17 protein-coding genes and 1 tRNA gene are annotated in these 17,407 nt (G+C 53.8%); 12 read left to right on the plus strand and 6 right to left on the minus strand.

Going from position 1 to position 17,407, the window contains the following annotated elements; genetic code table 11:
* The first annotated feature begins 125 nt into the window (after positions 1-125).
* Positions 126-201: transfer RNA gene (locus OGV69_RS01895), tRNA-Trp, on the plus strand.
* A 99-nt stretch (positions 202-300) separates the two neighbouring features.
* Here OGV69_RS01895 and hdfR read toward each other — a convergent pair.
* Positions 301-1,146: an HTH-type transcriptional regulator HdfR gene (gene hdfR, locus OGV69_RS01900; RefSeq protein WP_087856748.1), complete on the minus strand. Its 846-nt coding sequence runs from the start codon at positions 1,144-1,146 to the stop codon at positions 301-303.
* A 106-nt stretch (positions 1,147-1,252) separates the two neighbouring features.
* On the opposite strand from hdfR, the gene maoP reads away from it, so the two are divergent.
* Positions 1,253-1,591, plus strand: coding sequence for a macrodomain Ori organization protein MaoP (gene maoP / locus OGV69_RS01905; protein ID WP_003018025.1), 339 nt, complete (start codon positions 1,253-1,255; stop codon positions 1,589-1,591).
* Between the two features lie 24 nt (positions 1,592-1,615).
* On the opposite strand, the gene OGV69_RS01910 is transcribed toward maoP, so the two are convergent.
* Entirely contained in the window at positions 1,616-3,136 is a 1,521-nt protein-coding gene (locus tag OGV69_RS01910; RefSeq protein WP_069325104.1) for a YifB family Mg chelatase-like AAA ATPase, read from the minus strand.
* A gap of 352 nt (positions 3,137-3,488) precedes the next feature.
* Between OGV69_RS01910 and ilvL the strand changes: the two genes are divergently transcribed.
* From ilvL to ilvA, 6 genes are all read left to right on the plus strand, one after another.
* Entirely contained in the window at positions 3,489-3,587 is a 99-nt protein-coding gene (gene ilvL / locus OGV69_RS01915; RefSeq protein ID WP_001311244.1) for an ilv operon leader peptide, read from the plus strand.
* Positions 3,588-3,726: 139 nt separating this feature from the next.
* The gene (gene ilvG / locus OGV69_RS01920) at positions 3,727-5,373 is read left to right on the plus strand and encodes an acetolactate synthase 2 catalytic subunit (RefSeq protein ID WP_069325103.1); all 1,647 of its coding nucleotides are present in this window, start codon (positions 3,727-3,729) and stop codon (positions 5,371-5,373) included.
* Complete coding sequence (gene ilvM, locus OGV69_RS01925) at positions 5,370-5,633, plus strand: acetolactate synthase 2 small subunit (protein WP_038634609.1); 264 nt, start codon at positions 5,370-5,372, stop codon at positions 5,631-5,633. Before ilvG ends, ilvM begins: the two co-directional genes overlap by 4 nt.
* Positions 5,634-5,650: 17 nt before the next feature.
* Positions 5,651-6,580, plus strand: coding sequence for a branched-chain amino acid transaminase (locus tag OGV69_RS01930; protein WP_003829030.1), 930 nt, complete (start codon positions 5,651-5,653; stop codon positions 6,578-6,580).
* 158 nt (positions 6,581-6,738) lie between these two features.
* Positions 6,739-8,589, plus strand: coding sequence for a dihydroxy-acid dehydratase (gene ilvD / locus OGV69_RS01935; protein ID WP_038634606.1), 1,851 nt, complete (start codon positions 6,739-6,741; stop codon positions 8,587-8,589).
* 5 nt (positions 8,590-8,594) lie between these two features.
* Complete coding sequence (gene ilvA, locus OGV69_RS01940; protein WP_038642902.1) at positions 8,595-10,139, plus strand: threonine ammonia-lyase, biosynthetic; 1,545 nt, start codon at positions 8,595-8,597, stop codon at positions 10,137-10,139.
* Between the two features lie 62 nt (positions 10,140-10,201).
* Here the strand turns inward: ilvA and fabV are convergent, their stop codons facing one another.
* Positions 10,202-11,395 (minus strand): enoyl-ACP reductase FabV, encoded by a 1,194-nt coding sequence (fabV, locus tag OGV69_RS01945; RefSeq protein ID WP_038634603.1) that lies wholly within the window; start codon positions 11,393-11,395, stop codon positions 10,202-10,204.
* A gap of 175 nt (positions 11,396-11,570) precedes the next feature.
* Positions 11,571-12,473 (minus strand): HTH-type transcriptional activator IlvY, encoded by a 903-nt coding sequence (gene ilvY, locus OGV69_RS01950; protein WP_038634600.1) that lies wholly within the window; start codon positions 12,471-12,473, stop codon positions 11,571-11,573.
* Positions 12,474-12,748: 275 nt separating this feature from the next.
* Here ilvY and ilvC point away from each other — a divergent pair, with 275 nt between their 5' ends.
* Positions 12,749-14,224: a ketol-acid reductoisomerase gene (ilvC, locus tag OGV69_RS01955; protein ID WP_069325102.1), complete on the plus strand. Its 1,476-nt coding sequence runs from the start codon at positions 12,749-12,751 to the stop codon at positions 14,222-14,224.
* Between the two features lie 135 nt (positions 14,225-14,359).
* Here ilvC and ppiC (OGV69_RS01960) read toward each other — a convergent pair whose 3' ends face one another.
* A complete protein-coding gene (gene ppiC, locus OGV69_RS01960; RefSeq protein ID WP_003017999.1) occupies positions 14,360-14,641 on the minus strand; it encodes a peptidylprolyl isomerase PpiC in 282 nt (93 codons plus the stop codon).
* Positions 14,642-14,690: 49 nt separating this feature from the next.
* The gene (gene ppiC, locus OGV69_RS01965) at positions 14,691-14,972 is read right to left on the minus strand and encodes a peptidylprolyl isomerase PpiC (RefSeq protein WP_038634595.1); all 282 of its coding nucleotides are present in this window, start codon (positions 14,970-14,972) and stop codon (positions 14,691-14,693) included.
* Between the two features lie 194 nt (positions 14,973-15,166).
* Here ppiC (OGV69_RS01965) and OGV69_RS01970 point away from each other — a divergent pair, with 194 nt between their 5' ends.
* Genes OGV69_RS01970 through pnuC form a run of 3 tightly spaced genes read left to right on the plus strand, consistent with a single transcriptional unit; the run spans position 15,167 to position 17,374 of the window.
* Positions 15,167-15,871, plus strand: a complete 705-nt coding sequence (locus tag OGV69_RS01970) for a Crp/Fnr family transcriptional regulator (protein ID WP_069325101.1) — start codon at positions 15,167-15,169, stop codon at positions 15,869-15,871.
* 25 nt (positions 15,872-15,896) lie between these two features.
* Positions 15,897-16,646 (plus strand): nucleoside phosphorylase, encoded by a 750-nt coding sequence (locus tag OGV69_RS01975; RefSeq protein WP_038634590.1) that lies wholly within the window; start codon positions 15,897-15,899, stop codon positions 16,644-16,646.
* On the plus strand, positions 16,646-17,374 hold the full coding sequence (gene pnuC, locus OGV69_RS01980) for a nicotinamide riboside transporter PnuC (protein WP_069325100.1): 729 nt from the start codon (positions 16,646-16,648) through the stop codon (positions 17,372-17,374). The genes OGV69_RS01975 and pnuC overlap by 1 nt, the downstream gene beginning before the upstream one ends.
* Positions 17,375-17,407 lie beyond the last annotated feature (33 nt).

Raw genomic sequence — 17,407 nt, forward strand, 5'->3', positions numbered from 1 at the left:
CGGTAGTTCAGTTGGTTAGAATACCTGCCTGTCACGCAGGGGGTCGCGGGTTCGAGTCCCGTCCGTTCCGCCACTTATTAGAAAATTAAGCCTGCTACTAAGCAGGCTTAATGATAAAAAAATTTAGGGGCGTAGCTCAGTTGGTAGAGCACCGGTCTCCAAAACCGGGTGTCGCGAGTTCGAGTCTCTCCGCCCCTGCCAGAAACAATCCTTAGCATCCTTGCTAAGGATTTTTTTTATCTGCAATTTGAGCTGTGCCTTTCTGCTGTATTGCTTCCGGCATCCTTGCCAGTGCTTTCTTTAATCTTCCAGAATACTTGTTCTTAGCAGATCGCAAATAAGGGCATGTTTGTCGCTGTTTTGCAGCCAGACTGCATATAAAGGACGTGACAGCGTTGTGCTGTCGGTAACCGTGTGTAGATCGCTTTTGGCTTTAGCCCAGTTAACGGGCAACCAACTAAAGCCCTTAAGGACAGAAAGTTGCTGCCTGGCCAGTTCTGCCGAACTGGTGGTAAGTACCGGCACTTCATCCCCCGCGATCAGTCCTGCTTCGTGTTGTTGAAAATCGGGTCCCCATTCCAGGCGTAGGTAATTCAGTTCATCTTTGGTTTGTGAAGGTGAACTGCAATAGAGCGCCAGCGTGAAATATCCCAACAGTTGGCTGCTAAATTCGTCCATTTTGGGCGTTTCGGTGGTGATCAGCAGATCAAGCTGTCGTTCATGTAGCTGCTTTACTAACGACTGCCGTTGAGCGATTCTCGCTTCAAACTGCAGGCTGGTTTGTGGTTCCTGTGACTGATACAAACGCCTTAACCAGTCATTAAGCATACATTCCCAAAGGGATGCGCTGGCACCAATTGAAAACTCGTTATGCCGCGAGGTATTCGCGACCTCCTTGCGCGCTGCTTGCCATGTGTTCATCAGCGTTTCAGCGTAAGGCAATAATTTCTCACCCGCCGCGGTTAAACGGATATTGTTTCTGTGTCGGGTGAACAGATTTACACCCAATTGATTTTCCAGTTGTCTGATCCGAAAACTAACCGCCGATTGGGTCAGATAGAGCGCTTCAGCAGCCCTGCCAAAGTGGCGTGTCCGGCTAACCTCCAGGAAAGTTTTTAACAATTCCGTATCCACAACTCGCTCCATAAAATTATTTGTCGTGATGATTTAAATCTTTTGTTTGACGCTCTGTCAAGCGTAACTAATACTCCGCGCCATAAATAGCTCGGCCAAAGAATTAGGAGCGTGCAGGATGGCGGAAAGCTTTACGACGACTAATCGATATTTCGACAATAAATATTATCCCCGCGGATTCTCCCGTCATGGTGATTTCACCATTAAAGAAGCACAACTGCTTGAGCGTCACGGTTATGCTTTCAACGAGCTGGATCTGGGCAAACGTGAGCCGGTAACGGAAGAAGAAAAACTGTTTGTTGCGGTATGCCGTGGTGAACGTGAACCGGTTACCGAAGCCGAACGCGTATGGTCTAAGTATATGACGCGTATTAAGCGTCCAAAACGTTTCCATACGTTGTCTGGTGGGAAACCTCAGGTGGAAGGTGCAGAAGACTACACCGAATCTGATGATTAATAAAAAAGGGCGAAAGCCCTTTTTTTATGTCAGTAGTTTCTGCAAATGAATGAGTAACCTGTCTATCGCTCTATACCCAACGGCCTCCTGCAAGTGCTGACGGGTAATATGATCACATTGCTCGAGATCCGCGATGGTTCGGGCGACCTTTATCAATCGCAGCCAGGCGCGGATAGACAATCCGAGATACGCTAATGTCTCTTCAAGCCACTGCGCATCATCACTGCGAAGTCGGCAATATTCATGTATATCCTGACTGTCCAGATGCGCGTTTAACTTATTTTGCCGCCGATACTGACGCTCTTGTGCGGCGATAACGCGTTGCTTCACCGTTGCACTATCTTCCCCTTTCATCGCACTCTGGCTGAGTATGCCTGGCGGAGGCAAAGGGATTTCGAGGGAGAGATCGAAACGGTCAAGAAACGGTCCTGATAATCGATTGAGGTAACGCAGCGTCTGCTCTGGGGTGCAGCGGTTATGGTTCCCCTGATAATGACCCGTTGGGCTTGGATTCATTGCAGCAATGAGTTGAAAGCGTGCAGGGTAGGTTATTTTAGCCCGAGTGCGGGATAAATGGATCTGCCCGGACTCGATAGGTTCACGCAGGGCATCCAACGTACGTCGCTCAAACTCAGGTAATTCATCCAGGAATAGTATGCCGTTATGCGCCAGAGAGATCTCTCCCGGCGCAGGAATAGACCCGCCACCTACCATGGCGGTTAATGAAGCACTGTGATGCGGTGAGCGAAAGGGGCGCTGCTTCCACTGTTTTTGTATCGTAGTGGAATTGACCAGGCTGAGTATCGCAGCACTTTCTAGTGCCTCATCGTTGCTAAGCGGCGGGAGTAGTCCTCTGAGGCGACTGGCCAGCATGGTCTTTCCCGTCCCCGGAGGGCCGATAAGCAGCAGGTTGTGACCGCCAGCCGCAGTGAGCTCCAACCCGCGTTTGCCTTGTTCCTGACCGATGACATCGCTCAGATCATCGGCTAATGGCTCTGGTGTGAAGTCTGCAGATAACGGTCTGTCTAAATCATGCTTCCCTTCGAGAAATGCGCATACGGACTGTAGGTGATCGGCAATCAGACACCCTTCACCATGTATCAGTCCAACTTCAGCGGCATTCTCTTTTGCGACAATAATTCTCCTGCCTGCTCGTATTGCTTCGGTTGCGCTTGAAATCGCTCCTGGAACGCCGCGTAGCGTGCCTGTAAGCGCTAGTTCGCCTACAAGCTCGTAGGTATCGAGATTATGGGCTGTAAGCTGCTCAGAAGCGGCCAGAAGCGCAACTGCGATAGGTAAATCATATCGCCCTCCTTCTTTGGGAAGATCGGCAGGAGCGAGGTTAATGGTTATCTTCTTCGCCGGGAATTCATACCCACTATTAATAATCGCGCTGCGAACCCGATCGCGGGCCTCTTTCACCGTTGTTTCTGGCAATCCCACCATGGTTAAACCAGGTAGACCATTGCTGATATGTACCTCAATGGTAATGGCTGGCGCATTCACGCCAAGCGCGGCGCGTGTATGAACAATCGATAGTGACATAACCCCTCCTGATGAAGGCATTATGCGGTAATGCATCACGGCAAAATTTAACTTTATCGCGGATTTTAGGTGCTGATTCACGTATTTTTCTGCAAATTAAATCTTTTGCATGAAACCAGGGATAACGCTCGCAAACGTATTTATGAGGTGTTGTCGCGGGGGAGTGTGTGCTCAAGCATGACCTGAAACGTGAAATATTTTCATTTTTTAATTTTTTATATAAAAAACAAGGCGATTTATCAAAACCGTTACCGGGGTCAGAAAAACGAATAAAAAAAATTCTTGTGTTATTTGCAAATTCTATGGTAACTCTTTAGGTATTCCTTCGAACAAGATGCAAGAAAATATAAAAATGACAGCCCTTCTACGAGTGATTAGCCTGGTCGTGATTAGCGTGGTGGTGATTATTATCCCACCGTGCGGGGCTGCACTTGGACGAGGAAAGGCTTAGAAAACAAGCCTTAACGAACTAAGACCCCCGCACCGAAAGGTCCGGGGGTTTTTTTTGACCTTAAAAACATACACGAGGAGCAGAAAGTGAACGGTAGCATAAAATTCTGTTTCTCAAGATTTACGGCGGGGATGTAACTATGAATGGGGCACAGTGGGTGGTACATGCGTTGCGTGCACAAGGGGTTCAAACCGTCTTTGGTTATCCCGGTGGCGCAATTATGCCGGTTTATGATGCGTTATATGACGGCGGCGTAGAACACCTGTTGTGTCGACATGAGCAGGGCGCGGCGATGGCGGCGATTGGTTATGCTCGTGCTACGGGTAAAACCGGTGTTTGTATCGCTACGTCCGGCCCAGGCGCGACCAACCTGATCACCGGTCTTGCCGATGCGCTGTTAGATTCTGTCCCCGTTGTGGCGATCACCGGCCAGGTTGCATCACCTTTCATCGGAACGGATGCGTTCCAGGAAGTGGACGTTCTCGGTATGTCTCTGTCTTGCACCAAGCACAGTTTCCTGGTGCAGTCACTGGAGGAACTGCCGCGCATCATGGCAGAAGCTTTCGACGTGGCGAACTCTGGTCGTCCGGGCCCCGTTCTGGTCGATATCCCAAAAGATATCCAGTTAGCCAGCGGTACGCTGGAACCGTATTTCACGACCGTCGGAAACGTAGAGACTTTCCCGCATGCTGACGTTGAGCAGGCGCGTAAAATGCTGGCTCAGGCGCAAAAACCCATCCTGTACGTAGGTGGTGGCGTGGGTATGGCGCAGGCGGTCTCTGCCCTGCGTGAGTTTATCGCGCTTACCCAAATACCGGTCGCTTGCACGCTGAAAGGCCTGGGCGCAGTAAATGCTGACTACCCGTACTATTTGGGCATGCTGGGAATGCACGGTACTAAGGCGGCGAATTTCGCGGTGCAAGAGAGTGATTTACTGATCGCAGTGGGCGCACGTTTTGATGACCGGGTAACCGGTAAGCTGAATACTTTCGCGCCTAACGCCAGCGTCATCCATATGGATATCGACCCGGCAGAAATGAATAAGCTGCGTCAGGCACACGTCGCGTTGCAGGGCGATTTAAATTCGCTGTTGCCGGCATTACAACAACCGCTGAAGATCGACGCATGGCGTCAGTTCTGTGCAGAGCTGCGCGCAGAACATGCCTGGCGCTATGATCATCCGGGTGACGCTATCTACGCGCCGCTGTTGTTAAAACAGCTGTCTGAACGCAAACCAGCAGATAGCGTGGTGACGACGGATGTTGGTCAGCATCAAATGTGGTCCGCGCAGCATATGACCTATACCCGCCCGGAAAATTTCATCACCTCCAGCGGTTTGGGTACGATGGGCTTTGGCCTGCCAGCTGCTGTTGGCGCGCAGGTGGCTCGTCCGAACGATACGGTAATCTGTATCTCCGGTGACGGTTCTTTCATGATGAATGTACAAGAACTGGGCACCGTAAAACGCAGGCAGTTGCCGCTGAAGATAGTCTTACTCGACAACCAGCGCTTGGGCATGGTGCGACAATGGCAGCAGCTGTTTTTCCAGGAACGTTATAGCGAAACCACCCTTACCGATAACCCCGATTTTCTCATGTTGGCCAGCGCCTTCGGCATACCTGGTCAGCACATCACCCGTAAAGACCAGGTTGAAGCGGCACTCGACACCATGCTGAACAGCGAGGGGCCATACCTGCTTCATGTCTCAATCGACGAACTTGAGAATGTCTGGCCTCTGGTGCCGCCTGGCGCCAGTAACTCAGAAATGCTGGAGAAATTATCATGATGCAACATCAGGTCGCCGTTGAGGCTCGTTTCAATCCGGAAACGTTAGAACGTGTTTTACGCGTGGTACGCCATCGTGGTTTTCAGGTGTGCTCCATGAATATGGCAGCCGCCAGCGATGCGCAGAATATAAATATCGAATTGACCGTTGCCAGCCCCCGGTCGGTCGACTTACTGTTTAGTCAGTTAAGTAAGCTGGTAGACGTTGCACATGTTGCTATCTGCCAGAGCACAACCACATCACAACAAATCCGCGCCTGAGCGCAAAAGGAAGAAAAATGACGACGAAAAAAGCTGATTACATTTGGTCTAATGGCGAGATGATTCGTTGGGAAGACGCGAAGGTTCACGTGATGTCCCACGCTCTGCACTACGGTACTTCTGTATTTGAAGGCATCCGTTGCTACGATTCTCACAAAGGGCCGGTGGTGTTCCGTCATCGTGAACATATGCAGCGTCTGCGTGATTCAGCCAAGATCTACCGTTTTCCGGTCTCTCAGAGCGTTGATGAACTGATGGAAGCCTGCCGCGAAGTGATCCGCAAAAACAACCTGACCAGCGCCTATATTCGTCCGCTGGTATTTGTTGGCGATGTCGGGATGGGCGTTAACCCGCCAGCGGGTTACACCACTGATGTGATCATCGCCGCGTTCCCGTGGGGGGCATACCTCGGCGCAGAAGCGCTGGAACAGGGGATCGATGCGATGGTTTCTTCCTGGAACCGCGTTGCGCCGAACACCATCCCTACGGCTGCTAAAGCGGGCGGTAACTATCTGTCTTCGCTGCTGGTGGGTAGCGAAGCGCGTCGTCATGGTTATCAGGAAGGTATTGCGCTGGACGTGAATGGCTACATTTCCGAAGGCGCGGGCGAGAACCTGTTTGAAGTTAAAGATGGCATTCTGTTTACCCCGCCATTTACCTCTTCCGCGCTGCCGGGTATCACCCGTGATGCCATCATTAAACTGGCGAAAGATCTTGATATCGAAGTGCGTGAGCAGGTGCTGTCCCGTGAATCGCTTTACCTGGCCGACGAAGTGTTTATGTCCGGTACCGCGGCGGAAATCACGCCAGTACGCAGCGTAGATGGTATTCAGGTAGGCGAAGGCCGCTGCGGTCCGGTCACCAAACGCATCCAGCAGGCCTTCTTCGGCCTCTTTACCGGTGAAACGGAAGACAAATACGGCTGGTTGGATTCAGTAAACCAATAACAATATTAATATTTCCCCAAAATAATTCACGTTGCAGGAAGACGGCAACGCAGCAAGTCCCAGGAGCTTACTGTAGTTAGTGACTGGGGTGAGCGAGGCAGCCAACGCACCTGCGGCGTGAAGTATGCAGGGGAAAGACAGACGGGAGTTAATCAAGCATGCCTAAGTATCGTTCTGCCACCACCACCCACGGCCGCAATATGGCGGGTGCCCGCGCACTGTGGCGCGCCACCGGGATGACCGACGCCGACTTCGGCAAGCCGATTATCGCTGTGGTGAACTCCTTTACCCAGTTCGTGCCGGGTCACGTACACCTGCGCGATCTCGGTAAGCTGGTTGCCGAACAAATCGAAGCCTCAGGCGGTGTGGCGAAAGAGTTCAACACCATCGCGGTGGATGATGGTATCGCTATGGGCCACGGGGGCATGCTTTATTCACTGCCGTCCCGCGAGCTGATCGCCGACTCCGTTGAGTACATGGTTAACGCCCACTGTGCCGACGCGATGGTCTGCATCTCCAACTGCGACAAAATCACCCCCGGTATGTTAATGGCCTCGCTGCGCCTGAATATTCCGGTGATCTTCGTCTCTGGCGGTCCGATGGAAGCCGGGAAAACCAAGCTTTCCGACAAAATCATCAAGCTTGACCTGGTTGACGCGATGATTCAGGGCGCGGACCCGAAAGTCTCCGACTCGCAGAGTGAGCAGGTTGAACGTTCCGCCTGCCCAACCTGCGGCTCCTGCTCCGGGATGTTCACCGCCAACTCGATGAACTGTCTGACCGAAGCGCTGGGCCTGTCACAACCGGGCAACGGCTCGCTATTGGCGACTCACGCCGACCGTAAAGAGCTGTTCCTCACCGCAGGTCAACGCATCGTTGAGCTGACCAAACGTTATTACGAGCAGGATGATGCCTCGGCGTTGCCGCGTAACATTGCCAGTAAAGCGGCGTTTGAGAACGCCATGACGCTGGATATCGCGATGGGCGGTTCCACTAACACCGTTCTGCATCTGCTGGCGGCGGCGCAGGAAGCAGAAATCGACTTCACCATGAGTGATATCGACAAGTTGTCTCGTAAAGTGCCGCAGCTGTGTAAAGTGGCGCCAAGTACGCAGAAATACCATATGGAAGACGTTCACCGCGCCGGCGGCGTCTTGGGCATTTTAGGTGAGCTGGATCGTGCTGGGCTGCTGAACCGCAACGTGAAAAACGTCCTTGGTCTCTCTCTGCCGCAGACGCTGGAGCAGTACGACATCGCCGTGACCCAGGATGAGGCGGTCAAAAAAATGTTCCGCGCTGGTCCGGCGGGCATCCGCACCACCCAGGCGTTCTCGCAGGATTGCCGTTGGGATACGCTGGATGACGATCGCGCCGAAGGCTGTATCCGCTCGCTGGAGCACGCTTACAGCAAGGATGGCGGTCTGGCGGTGCTGTACGGCAACTTCGCGGAAAATGGCTGTATCGTAAAAACCGCAGGTGTTGACGACAGTATTCTCAAATTTACCGGCCCGGCGAAAGTCTACGAAAGCCAGGACGAGGCGGTTGAGGCTATCCTCGGCGGTAAAGTGGTCGAAGGCGACGTGGTGGTGATTCGCTACGAAGGGCCGAAAGGCGGGCCGGGCATGCAGGAAATGCTCTACCCAACCACGTTCCTGAAATCGATGGGCCTCGGTAAAGCCTGTGCGCTGATCACCGATGGCCGCTTCTCCGGCGGCACCTCCGGCCTGTCTATCGGCCACGTTTCCCCGGAAGCGGCCAGCGGCGGCAACATCGCGATCATCGAAGACGGCGATATGATTGCTATCGATATCCCGAATCGCGGTATTCAACTGCAACTGAGTGATGCGGAAATCGCCGCCCGTCGTGAAGCGCAGGAAGCCCGCGGCGATCAGGCGTGGACGCCGAAGAACCGTGAGCGTCAGGTCTCCTTTGCCCTTCGCGCCTATGCCAGTCTGGCCACCAGTGCCGACAAAGGCGCGGTGCGCGATAAATCGAAGCTGGGAGGTTAATGACCATGGCGGATTCACAACCCTTGTCCGGTGCCCCTGAGGGCGCCGAGTATCTGAGAGCGGTACTGCGCGCGCCGGTTTACGAAGCGGCGCAGGTAACGCCGCTACAAAAAATGGAAAAACTCTCTTCGCGCCTCGATAACGTGATTCTGGTCAAGCGCGAAGACAGACAGCCGGTGCACAGCTTCAAGCTGCGCGGGGCCTACGCGATGATGGCAGGCCTGACTGAAGAGCAAAAAGCGCATGGCGTCATTACCGCATCGGCAGGTAATCACGCACAGGGTGTGGCTTTCTCCTCTGCGCGATTAGGCGTGAAGGCGCTGATTGTGATGCCGGTGGCGACCGCGGATATCAAAGTCGACGCCGTTCGCGGCTTCGGCGGTGAAGTTCTGCTGCACGGCGCCAACTTTGATGAAGCCAAAGCCAAAGCGATTGAGCTTTCCCGGCAGCAGGGCTTTACCTGGGTGCCGCCGTTTGATCACCCGATGGTGATTGCCGGGCAGGGCACGCTGGCGCTGGAGTTACTTCAGCAGGATGCTCACCTTGACCGCGTCTTTGTGCCAGTTGGCGGCGGTGGTCTGGCGGCGGGCGTGGCGGTGCTGATTAAACAGCTGATGCCGCAGATCAAAGTGATCGCTGTCGAAGCCGAAGATTCAGCCTGCCTGAAAGCGGCGCTGGATGCCGGTCATCCGGTGGATCTGCCACGCGTCGGTCTCTTTGCTGAAGGTGTGGCGGTCAAACGCATCGGCGATGAAACCTTCCGTCTGTGCCAGGAGTATCTCGACGACATTATCACAGTCGATAGCGATGCTATCTGTGCGGCAATGAAAGACCTGTTTGAAGATGTACGCGCGGTGGCGGAACCTTCCGGGGCGCTGGCGCTGGCGGGGATGAAGAAATACATCGCCCAGCACAATATTCGCGGCGAACGTCTGGCGCATGTGCTGTCCGGCGCTAATGTGAACTTCCATGGTCTGCGCTACGTTTCCGAACGCTGCGAGCTGGGCGAACAGCGCGAGGCGCTGCTGGCGGTGACGATTCCGGAAGAGAAGGGCAGCTTCCTGAAGTTCTGCCAACTGCTGGGCGGGCGTTCGGTGACCGAGTTCAACTATCGCTTTGCTGACGCCAAAGATGCCTGCATCTTCGTGGGCGTGCGGCTGAGCCGTGGCGTTGAGGAGCGCAAGGAAATCCTTAGCCTACTCAAAGACGGCGGTTACAGCGTGGTGGATCTGTCAGATGATGAAATGGCCAAGTTGCATGTGCGCTATATGGTCGGCGGCCGTCCTTCTAAGCCGTTGCAAGAGCGCCTTTATAGCTTTGAGTTCCCGGAATCACCGGGCGCGCTGCTGAAGTTCCTCTACACCCTGGGAACGCACTGGAATATCTCGCTATTCCACTACCGTAGCCACGGTACCGACTATGGCCGTGTACTGGCGGCGTTTGAACTGGGCGAGAATGAACCGGACTTTGAAACCCGGCTCAATGAACTGGGCTATGAGTGCCACGACGAGACGAATAACCCGGCGTTCCGCTTCTTCCTCGCGGGCTAACGGCGGCCATAAAAAAAGGGTTCATGGAGACATGAACCCTTTTTTATATCTGAATCAGAGTATTACAGCGTGATGACTTCGAATTCGACTTCGGTGTTCACGTCCGCATCGTAATCCACACCGTCGAGGGCAAAACCGAACAAGTTCAGGAATTCCTGCTTGTAACCTGCATAGTCAGTTTCCTGCGTCAGGTTTTCGGTGGTGATCAGCGGCCACAGGTCGCGGCAGGCTTGCTGAATATCGTCACGCAGTTCCCAGTCATCCATACGGATGCGTTGATTGTCATCCAGCGCCACTTTATCGCCGTACAGGCTGGTGGTCATCAGACGGTTGATCTGCTCGATGCAACCTTCGTGAATGCCTTGCTCTTTCATCAGCTTGAAGACCATGGAGATGTACAGCGGCATCACCGGAATAGCAGAAGATGCCTGCGTGATAACCGATTTCAGGACGGCAACGTTAGCGGAACCGTTGAGCGGTGCCAGCTGCTTACGCAGTTCACCCGCCGCGCGGTCGAGGTCTTCTTTCGCTTTGCCCAGCGCGCCGTGCCAGTAGATTGGCCAGGTCAGGTCGGTACCGATGTAGGAATAAGCCACGGTTTTCACGCCGTCAGCCAGCACGCCTGCTTCGCTCAGCGCACCCATCCACAGTTCCCAGTCTTCGCCGCCCATGACGGTAACGGTGTTCTGAACTTCTTCTTCGGTTGCCGGCTCAATGCTGGCGGTGATGATCTGATCTTTGTTGGTATCAATCGCTTTAGAGGTGTAAACCTCGCCGATCGGCTTCAGCGCAGAACGAACGATTTCGCCGGTTTTCGGCATTTTACGCACCGGGGACGCCAGTGAGTAAACCACCAGGTCGATTTGGCCAAGATCTTCTTTGATCAGTTTGATAACTTCATCGCGGCACTCGTCAGAGAACGCGTCGCCGTTGATGCTTTTGGAGTACAGACCTTCACGTTTGGCAGCCTCATCGAAGGCGGCAGAGTTATACCAGCCCGCGGAACCTGGTTTGGTTTCCGTGCCCGGTTTTTCAAAAAATACGCCGATAGTGGCGGCACCGCTGCCAAAGGCGGCGGAAATTCTGGATGCCAGGCCGTAACCGGTGGAAGCACCGATCACCAGCACGCGGGAAGGACCGTTCTCAATTTTCCCGTTTTGCTTAACGTACTCGATCTGTTTTTCCACATTGACTTTGCAGCCAGTCGGATGGGTCGTTGTACAGATGAATCCACGAATTTTTGGTTTGATTATCATAATGATGGCTAATTAAGTTTGTATTTTCGCTGTCAAGTGCGCAATGACACCGTCTGTTCTGGCTTGCTTAACGACATGGTTAACAAGCCCCCCACATCTATTATGGCACGGGACATTATACAGAAAAGGAGTGCCAATACTGAATCTACCACTGATTTTAGGCCAGACGCTGGCACTACTCGGCGATTTTACGCTCCAGCACAATCTTCCAGAAGGCATCGATCAGCGGCTCATGCAGCCGCTTTTTCGGCGCGCAGACGCCCAGTTCAAACGGCGTTTTTTCGTCGCTGCGCTCTAAAATCATCACGCGATTGCGCACCGGCTCCGGGCTGTTTTCCAGCACAACTTCCGGCAGCAGCGCCACGCCGCAGCCTAGCGCTACCATCGAGACCATCGCCTCATGGCCGCCGACGGTGGCGTAAATCTGCGGGTTACTGATTTTGTGGCGACGGAACCACAGCTCAATACGACGGCGCACCGGCCCCTGGTCGGCCATGATAAACGGCACGGTTGACCAGTCGGGCTTATCGACGGAAACCTGATTGCGCACCGGGCAGGGCAGCGCCGGGGCGATCAGCACCACCGCCAGATTCTCCAGCATGGAAAACGCCACCGCGCCGGGCAGCGTTTCCGGCTTACCGGCAATCGCCAGATCGGCCTCGCCGGTGACCACTTTGTCCATGGCGTCGGCGGCGTCGCCGGTGGTGAGCTTAATTTCGACGGAGGGATGCTCGGCGCGAAAACGATCGAGGATCGGCGGCAGATGGCTATAAGCCGCCGTCACCGAACAGAAAATGTGCAGTTCACCAGAAAGTGATGGCCCCTGCTGATCGAGGGTGTGGCGCAGTTGCTGATACTGCAACAACGTTTGCTGGGCAAATACCCGCAGTTCTTCCCCTGCTTCGGTCAGCGTGACCGTGCGGTTATCACGCACAAACAGCGCCTGACCGAGGTCCTCTTCCAGCCGCTGAATTTGCCGGGAGAGCGTGGAGGGGCTGACGTGCATCGCCCGCGCGCTGCGGCCAAAGTGGCGGCTTTCCGCCAGATGCAGGAAGGTTTTCAGATCGCGTAAATCCACCTATTTCACCTCACGGTTCTATATTGCATAAATTGCAACGTAACGTTGTGAATATATCAATTTCCGCAATAAATTTCCTGTTGTAATGTGGGTACATTCTCGCAAAAGCGAACCGAACAATATACTCGTCGTCTTTCAAGTTGCAGGCACGTTAGCTGCGTCAGCTCACCCCAGTCACTTACTTGAGTAAGCTCCCGGGGAATCGCTGTCTTGCCGCCTTCCTGTAACTCGAAATCCATAGAGTAACGACACACAACATCACGGAGTACACCATCATGGCTAACTACTTTAATACACTGAATCTGCGCCAGCAGCTGGCGCAGCTGGGTAAATGCCGCTTTATGGGCCGCGACGAATTCGCCGACGGCGCGAGCTACCTTCAGGGTAAAAAAGTGGTCATCGTCGGCTGTGGCGCTCAGGGTCTCAACCAGGGCCTGAACATGCGTGACTCCGGTCTGGATATTTCTTATGCCCTGCGTAAAGAAGCCATTGCTGAGAAGCGTGCTTCCTGGCGTAAAGCGACCGAAAACGGTTTTAAAGTGGGTACCTACGAAGAGCTGATCCCGCAGGCTGACCTGGTGGTTAACCTGACGCCGGACAAACAGCACTCTGACGTGGTGCGTTCCGTACAGCCGCTGATGAAAGATGGCGCGGCGCTGGGCTATTCCCACGGTTTCAACATCGTCGAAGTGGGCGAGCAGATCCGTAAAGACATCACCGTAGTGATGGTGGCGCCGAAATGCCCGGGTACCGAAGTCCGCGAAGAGTACAAACGTGGTTTCGGTGTTCCGACGCTGATCGCCGTTCACCCGGAAAACGATCCGAAAGGCGAAGGTATGGCGATTGCTAAAGCCTGGGCTGCGGCCACTGGCGGTCACCGTGCGGGCGTACTGGAATCTTCTTTCGTGGCGGAAGTGAAATCTGACCTGATGGGCGAGCAGACCATCCTGTGCGGCATGCTGCAGGCCGGTTCTCTGCTGTGCTTCGACAAGCTGGTGGCAGAAGGCACCGACCCGGCATACGCCGAAAAACTGATTCAGTTCGGCTGGGAAACTATCACCGAAGCGCTGAAGCAGGGTGGTATCACCCTGATGATGGACCGTCTGTCTAACCCGGCGAAACTGCGTGCTTACGCGCTGTCTGAACAGCTGAAAGAGATCATGGCGCCGCTGTTCCAGAAGCATATGGATGACATCATCTCCGGCGAATTCTCTTCCGGCATGATGGCTGACTGGGCCAACGACGATAAGAAACTGCTGACCTGGCGTGAAGAGACCGGCAAAACCGCGTTCGAAACCGCGCCGCAGTATGAAGGTAAAATCGGCGAGCAGGAGTACTTCGATAAAGGCGTGCTGATGATTGCGATGGTGAAAGCGGGCGTTGAGCTGGCGTTCGAAACCATGGTCGATTCCGGCATCATCGAAGAATCTGCTTACTACGAATCACTGCACGAACTGCCGCTGATTGCCAACACCATCGCCCGTAAGCGCCTGTATGAAATGAACGTGGTTATCTCCGATACCGCAGAATACGGTAACTACCTGTTCTCTTACGCTTGCGTACCGCTGCTGAAAGAGTTTATGACTACGCTGCAGACCGGCGATCTGGGCAAAGCGATTGCCGAAGGCGCGGTAGACAACGCGCAGTTGCGCGACGTGAACGACGCGATTCGCGGTCATGCTATTGAGAAAGTAGGCCAGAAGCTGCGTGGCTACATGACCGATATGAAGCGCATTGCGGTAGCTGGATAAGAGGCTGCTGGAATCGCCGGATGGCGGCGTGAACGCCTTATCCGGCCTACAATAAAGTGACCATTACGTAGGCCGGATAAGCGTTGCGCCATCCGGCAAAAAAAAGCCCGGTGTTTAAACACACCGGGCTTTTTATTAGTTACGGTACAGCACTTTGATGATGTGGTAACCGAACTGGGTATGCAGCGGGCCGGTCGGCTCCAGCACCGGGCAGGAGAAGACCACTTTGTCGAACGCCGGCACCATCTGGCCCTGGCGGAATTCACCTAAATCGCCGCCGCGTTTGCCCGATGGGCAGATGGAATGCTTCTTAGCCAGTTTGCCGAAGTCGGCGCCGTTTTTAATCTGCTCCAGAAGATCCAGTGCCAGTTTCTCTTCTTTTACAAGGATATGCACTGCTGCTGCTGTTTTTGCCATGATCGTGCCTTCAAAAGGGAATATATAAGGCTGGCGATTTTAGCATGGCTTATCGGCGATACAGCACCTTGATGATGTGATAGCCGAATTTGGTTTTGACCGGCCCGTAAGGTTTAAGCAGTGGGCAGCTAAACACGGCGGCATCAAATGGCCCGACCATCATCCCCTGTTTGAACTCACCCAAATCGCCGCCGTTGCGCCCGGATGGGCAGCGAGAGTAGCGTTTTGCCAGGTGATCGAAGCTAATACCGCGATCCAGCTTGCTCAGGATCTCCAGAGCAAGTTTTTCTTCTTTTACCAGGATGTGCAGGGCTGCCGCGCTCTTAGCCATTATTTTGTTCTCATGTCTCAAAGATATCTCGTTACTTTATCATCCGCCTTCGCCGTGAACATATACTCTTCGCCATCACGGGACAGATGTCTCGCCTGATGTATGGAAGCGAGAGATGAGCGACATTTTTATCTGTCCTGTTCCTTCTTGTCACGGACAGCCGTCCTGTCCCTACCGCTGTGGAGCGAGATAACATGGATACAATGAAAAAACCTGAATTTTCAGTCGGCTGGCTTTCCGGGCTTAGTGATATTGTTCGCGATCCACAGCTTTATGAATTACTGAAATATTGCCCTCTGGAAATCATGCAGCAATGGCGCTTTGAAGAGATCCCGCGTGGAGACTTTATTTGCCGGCAGGGGGAAATATGTCAGCGCTTTTCGCTGATTATTGCCGGCGAAGTGGATGTGTTCTATGAGGCTGAAGATGGACGTCGTTATCGTCAGGCCCGCTACCGGAAAGGCGACATGCTGGGTGAGCTCGAGATCTTTGAGTCACGTCATTACATCTGTTCGGTGGTGGCGGTAGGGCATGTGCAGCTCCTGAGTTTGTCGCAGGAATATTTTTGCTGCTGGCTGGCCTTAGATAACCATTTTAACCAGCGGATGCTGCGCTTCTTTAGTCAGCAATATTATCAGCTGTCAAAAAAGGCCAGCAGCGACAATCTTTACTCGCTGCATCAGCGAGTATGTCAGGCGTTATGGCTGCGTTATCAACAAGATGGCACCAACGCAATCTTGCTGGATAAGCTAAACCTCAGCGAGGAGCTGGCGGCGACGACCCGTAGTATTAATCGTATTTTACATGATCTGAAAGCGTTACAGATTATTGATACCGATGGTGAAAGCATTGTGTTGTTAGTCCCTGAAAAGTTAAAGCAGGAGGCTGATATCGGATAACCGCAAGAGTGAAGGAGGCGCGAGAATGTCGCTGCAACCCCATATCCAGTTAAGCAAGGAGATGACCGGCGCACGCTATGCGCTGCTGCCGGGCGATCCGTTGCGGGTGGACCGCATCGTCAATTTTCTTGATAACCCAGAACAGCTTGGTCAAAACCGGGAGTTTCGCGCCGCGCGAGGTTGGTATCAGGGCGTCGAGATTTTGGTGCTCTCTACCGGGATCGGTGGGCCGTCTACGGCGATTGCCATTGAAGAACTGCGCCAGATCGGCCTAACAACCCTGATTCGTATCGGTAGCTGTGGGGCGTTGCAGGATAATCTTGCGCTCGGTGACGTGATTATCGCCCATGCCGCAGTAACGGATGACGGGACCAGCCGTACCTATGCGCCAGCAGGCTATCCGGCCTGCGCCGACCCGCAGTTAACCTGGGAACTGATGGCGCAGGCTCGCCAGATGAATATCCCCGCCGTGTGCGGCCTGGTGCGTAGCCACGACAGTTTTTATACCGATCGGGAAGCAGAACTGGATGCGCAGTGGTCGGCGCTCGGCGTTCTGGGCGCGGATATGGAGAGCGCCGCTCTGATGACTATCGGCGCGCTGCGAGGGTTACGTACGGCGTCATTACTCAACGTGGTGGTGGCCCACAACGGTTGTCTGGATAGCAGCATCAATGATTATGTCCAGCAGGACGCGTTGTGCCAGCAGGGTGAAGAACGGCAAATTGCCCTGGCGCTCCGCGCCATTTATTCCGTCAGCCAGTCAGGAGGTCAGTGATGGACTTTTTTAGCATTAACAATGTGATGGTCAACATTCCTCTCGGCGAAGGCGGGTATGCGCTATCGTGGATTGAAGCCATTGGTACCGTATTTGGTCTGTTATGTATCTGGTGTGCCAGCCGGGAAAAAATCATCAATTACCTGTTTGGCTTGATTAACGTCACGTTGTTTGCGGCGATTTTCTTCCAGATTCAGCTCTATGCCAGCCTGCTGCTGCAGGTGTTTTTCTTCGCCGCTAACATTTACGGCTGGTATGCGTGGAGCCGGCAAAACGAGGCGCAGGAAGCTGCGCTCAAAGTACGTTGGCTTTCCCGCCAGCAAACCCTGGTACTGGGCAGCGTATGCGCGGTGGCGATAGTTCTGATGACGCTGTTTATCGACCCGGTGTTTTCGGCGCTCACCCGCATCATGATTGCCCTGCTGCAAACATTTGGTATGCAGGTCGCTATGCCTGACCTCCAGCCCGATGCCTTCCCGTTCTGGGATTCCACCATGCTGGTATTGTCGATTGCGGCCATGGTACTGATGACGCGTAAATATGTTGAAAACTGGCTGCTATGGGTACTTATCGATGTCATTAGCGTGGTTATATACGCGGTGCAGGGCGTTTACGCCATGTCGCTTGAGTATGTCCTCCTGACTGCGATTGCTGTCATGGGAGCGTACGGCTGGATCAAAAGTGCGCAGCGAAATGGCTATACACCGCTTGCCGCGACGGTCTCCTGATTGACCCGATTTTCTGGCTACCCGTAGGGGTAG

The organism is Citrobacter sp. Cc139, assembly GCF_030334645.1.
Taxonomy (GTDB): Bacteria; Pseudomonadota; Gammaproteobacteria; order Enterobacterales; family Enterobacteriaceae; genus Citrobacter; species Citrobacter werkmanii.

Coding starts and splice junctions, on each gene's coding strand:
- OGV69_RS01930 (WP_003829030.1), top strand. CDS start 5,651: ATGACGACGAAAAAAGCTGATTACATTTGGTCTAATGGCGAGATGATT.
- ilvM (WP_038634609.1), top strand. CDS start 5,370: ATGATGCAACATCAGGTCGCCGTTGAGGCTCGTTTCAATCCGGAAACG.
- maoP (WP_003018025.1), top strand. CDS start 1,253: ATGGCGGAAAGCTTTACGACGACTAATCGATATTTCGACAATAAATAT.
- ilvG (WP_069325103.1), top strand. CDS start 3,727: ATGAATGGGGCACAGTGGGTGGTACATGCGTTGCGTGCACAAGGGGTT.
- OGV69_RS01975 (WP_038634590.1), top strand. CDS start 15,897: ATGTCGCTGCAACCCCATATCCAGTTAAGCAAGGAGATGACCGGCGCA.
- ppiC (WP_003017999.1), bottom strand. CDS start 14,641: ATGGCAAAAACAGCAGCAGCAGTGCATATCCTTGTAAAAGAAGAGAAA.
- hdfR (WP_087856748.1), bottom strand. CDS start 1,146: ATGGAGCGAGTTGTGGATACGGAATTGTTAAAAACTTTCCTGGAGGTT.
- OGV69_RS01970 (WP_069325101.1), top strand. CDS start 15,167: ATGGATACAATGAAAAAACCTGAATTTTCAGTCGGCTGGCTTTCCGGG.
- ilvC (WP_069325102.1), top strand. CDS start 12,749: ATGGCTAACTACTTTAATACACTGAATCTGCGCCAGCAGCTGGCGCAG.
- ilvD (WP_038634606.1), top strand. CDS start 6,739: ATGCCTAAGTATCGTTCTGCCACCACCACCCACGGCCGCAATATGGCG.
- OGV69_RS01910 (WP_069325104.1), bottom strand. CDS start 3,136: ATGTCACTATCGATTGTTCATACACGCGCCGCGCTTGGCGTGAATGCG.
- ilvL (WP_001311244.1), top strand. CDS start 3,489: ATGACAGCCCTTCTACGAGTGATTAGCCTGGTCGTGATTAGCGTGGTG.
- ilvA (WP_038642902.1), top strand. CDS start 8,595: ATGGCGGATTCACAACCCTTGTCCGGTGCCCCTGAGGGCGCCGAGTAT.
- fabV (WP_038634603.1), bottom strand. CDS start 11,395: ATGATAATCAAACCAAAAATTCGTGGATTCATCTGTACAACGACCCAT.
- pnuC (WP_069325100.1), top strand. CDS start 16,646: ATGGACTTTTTTAGCATTAACAATGTGATGGTCAACATTCCTCTCGGC.
- ppiC (WP_038634595.1), bottom strand. CDS start 14,972: ATGGCTAAGAGCGCGGCAGCCCTGCACATCCTGGTAAAAGAAGAAAAA.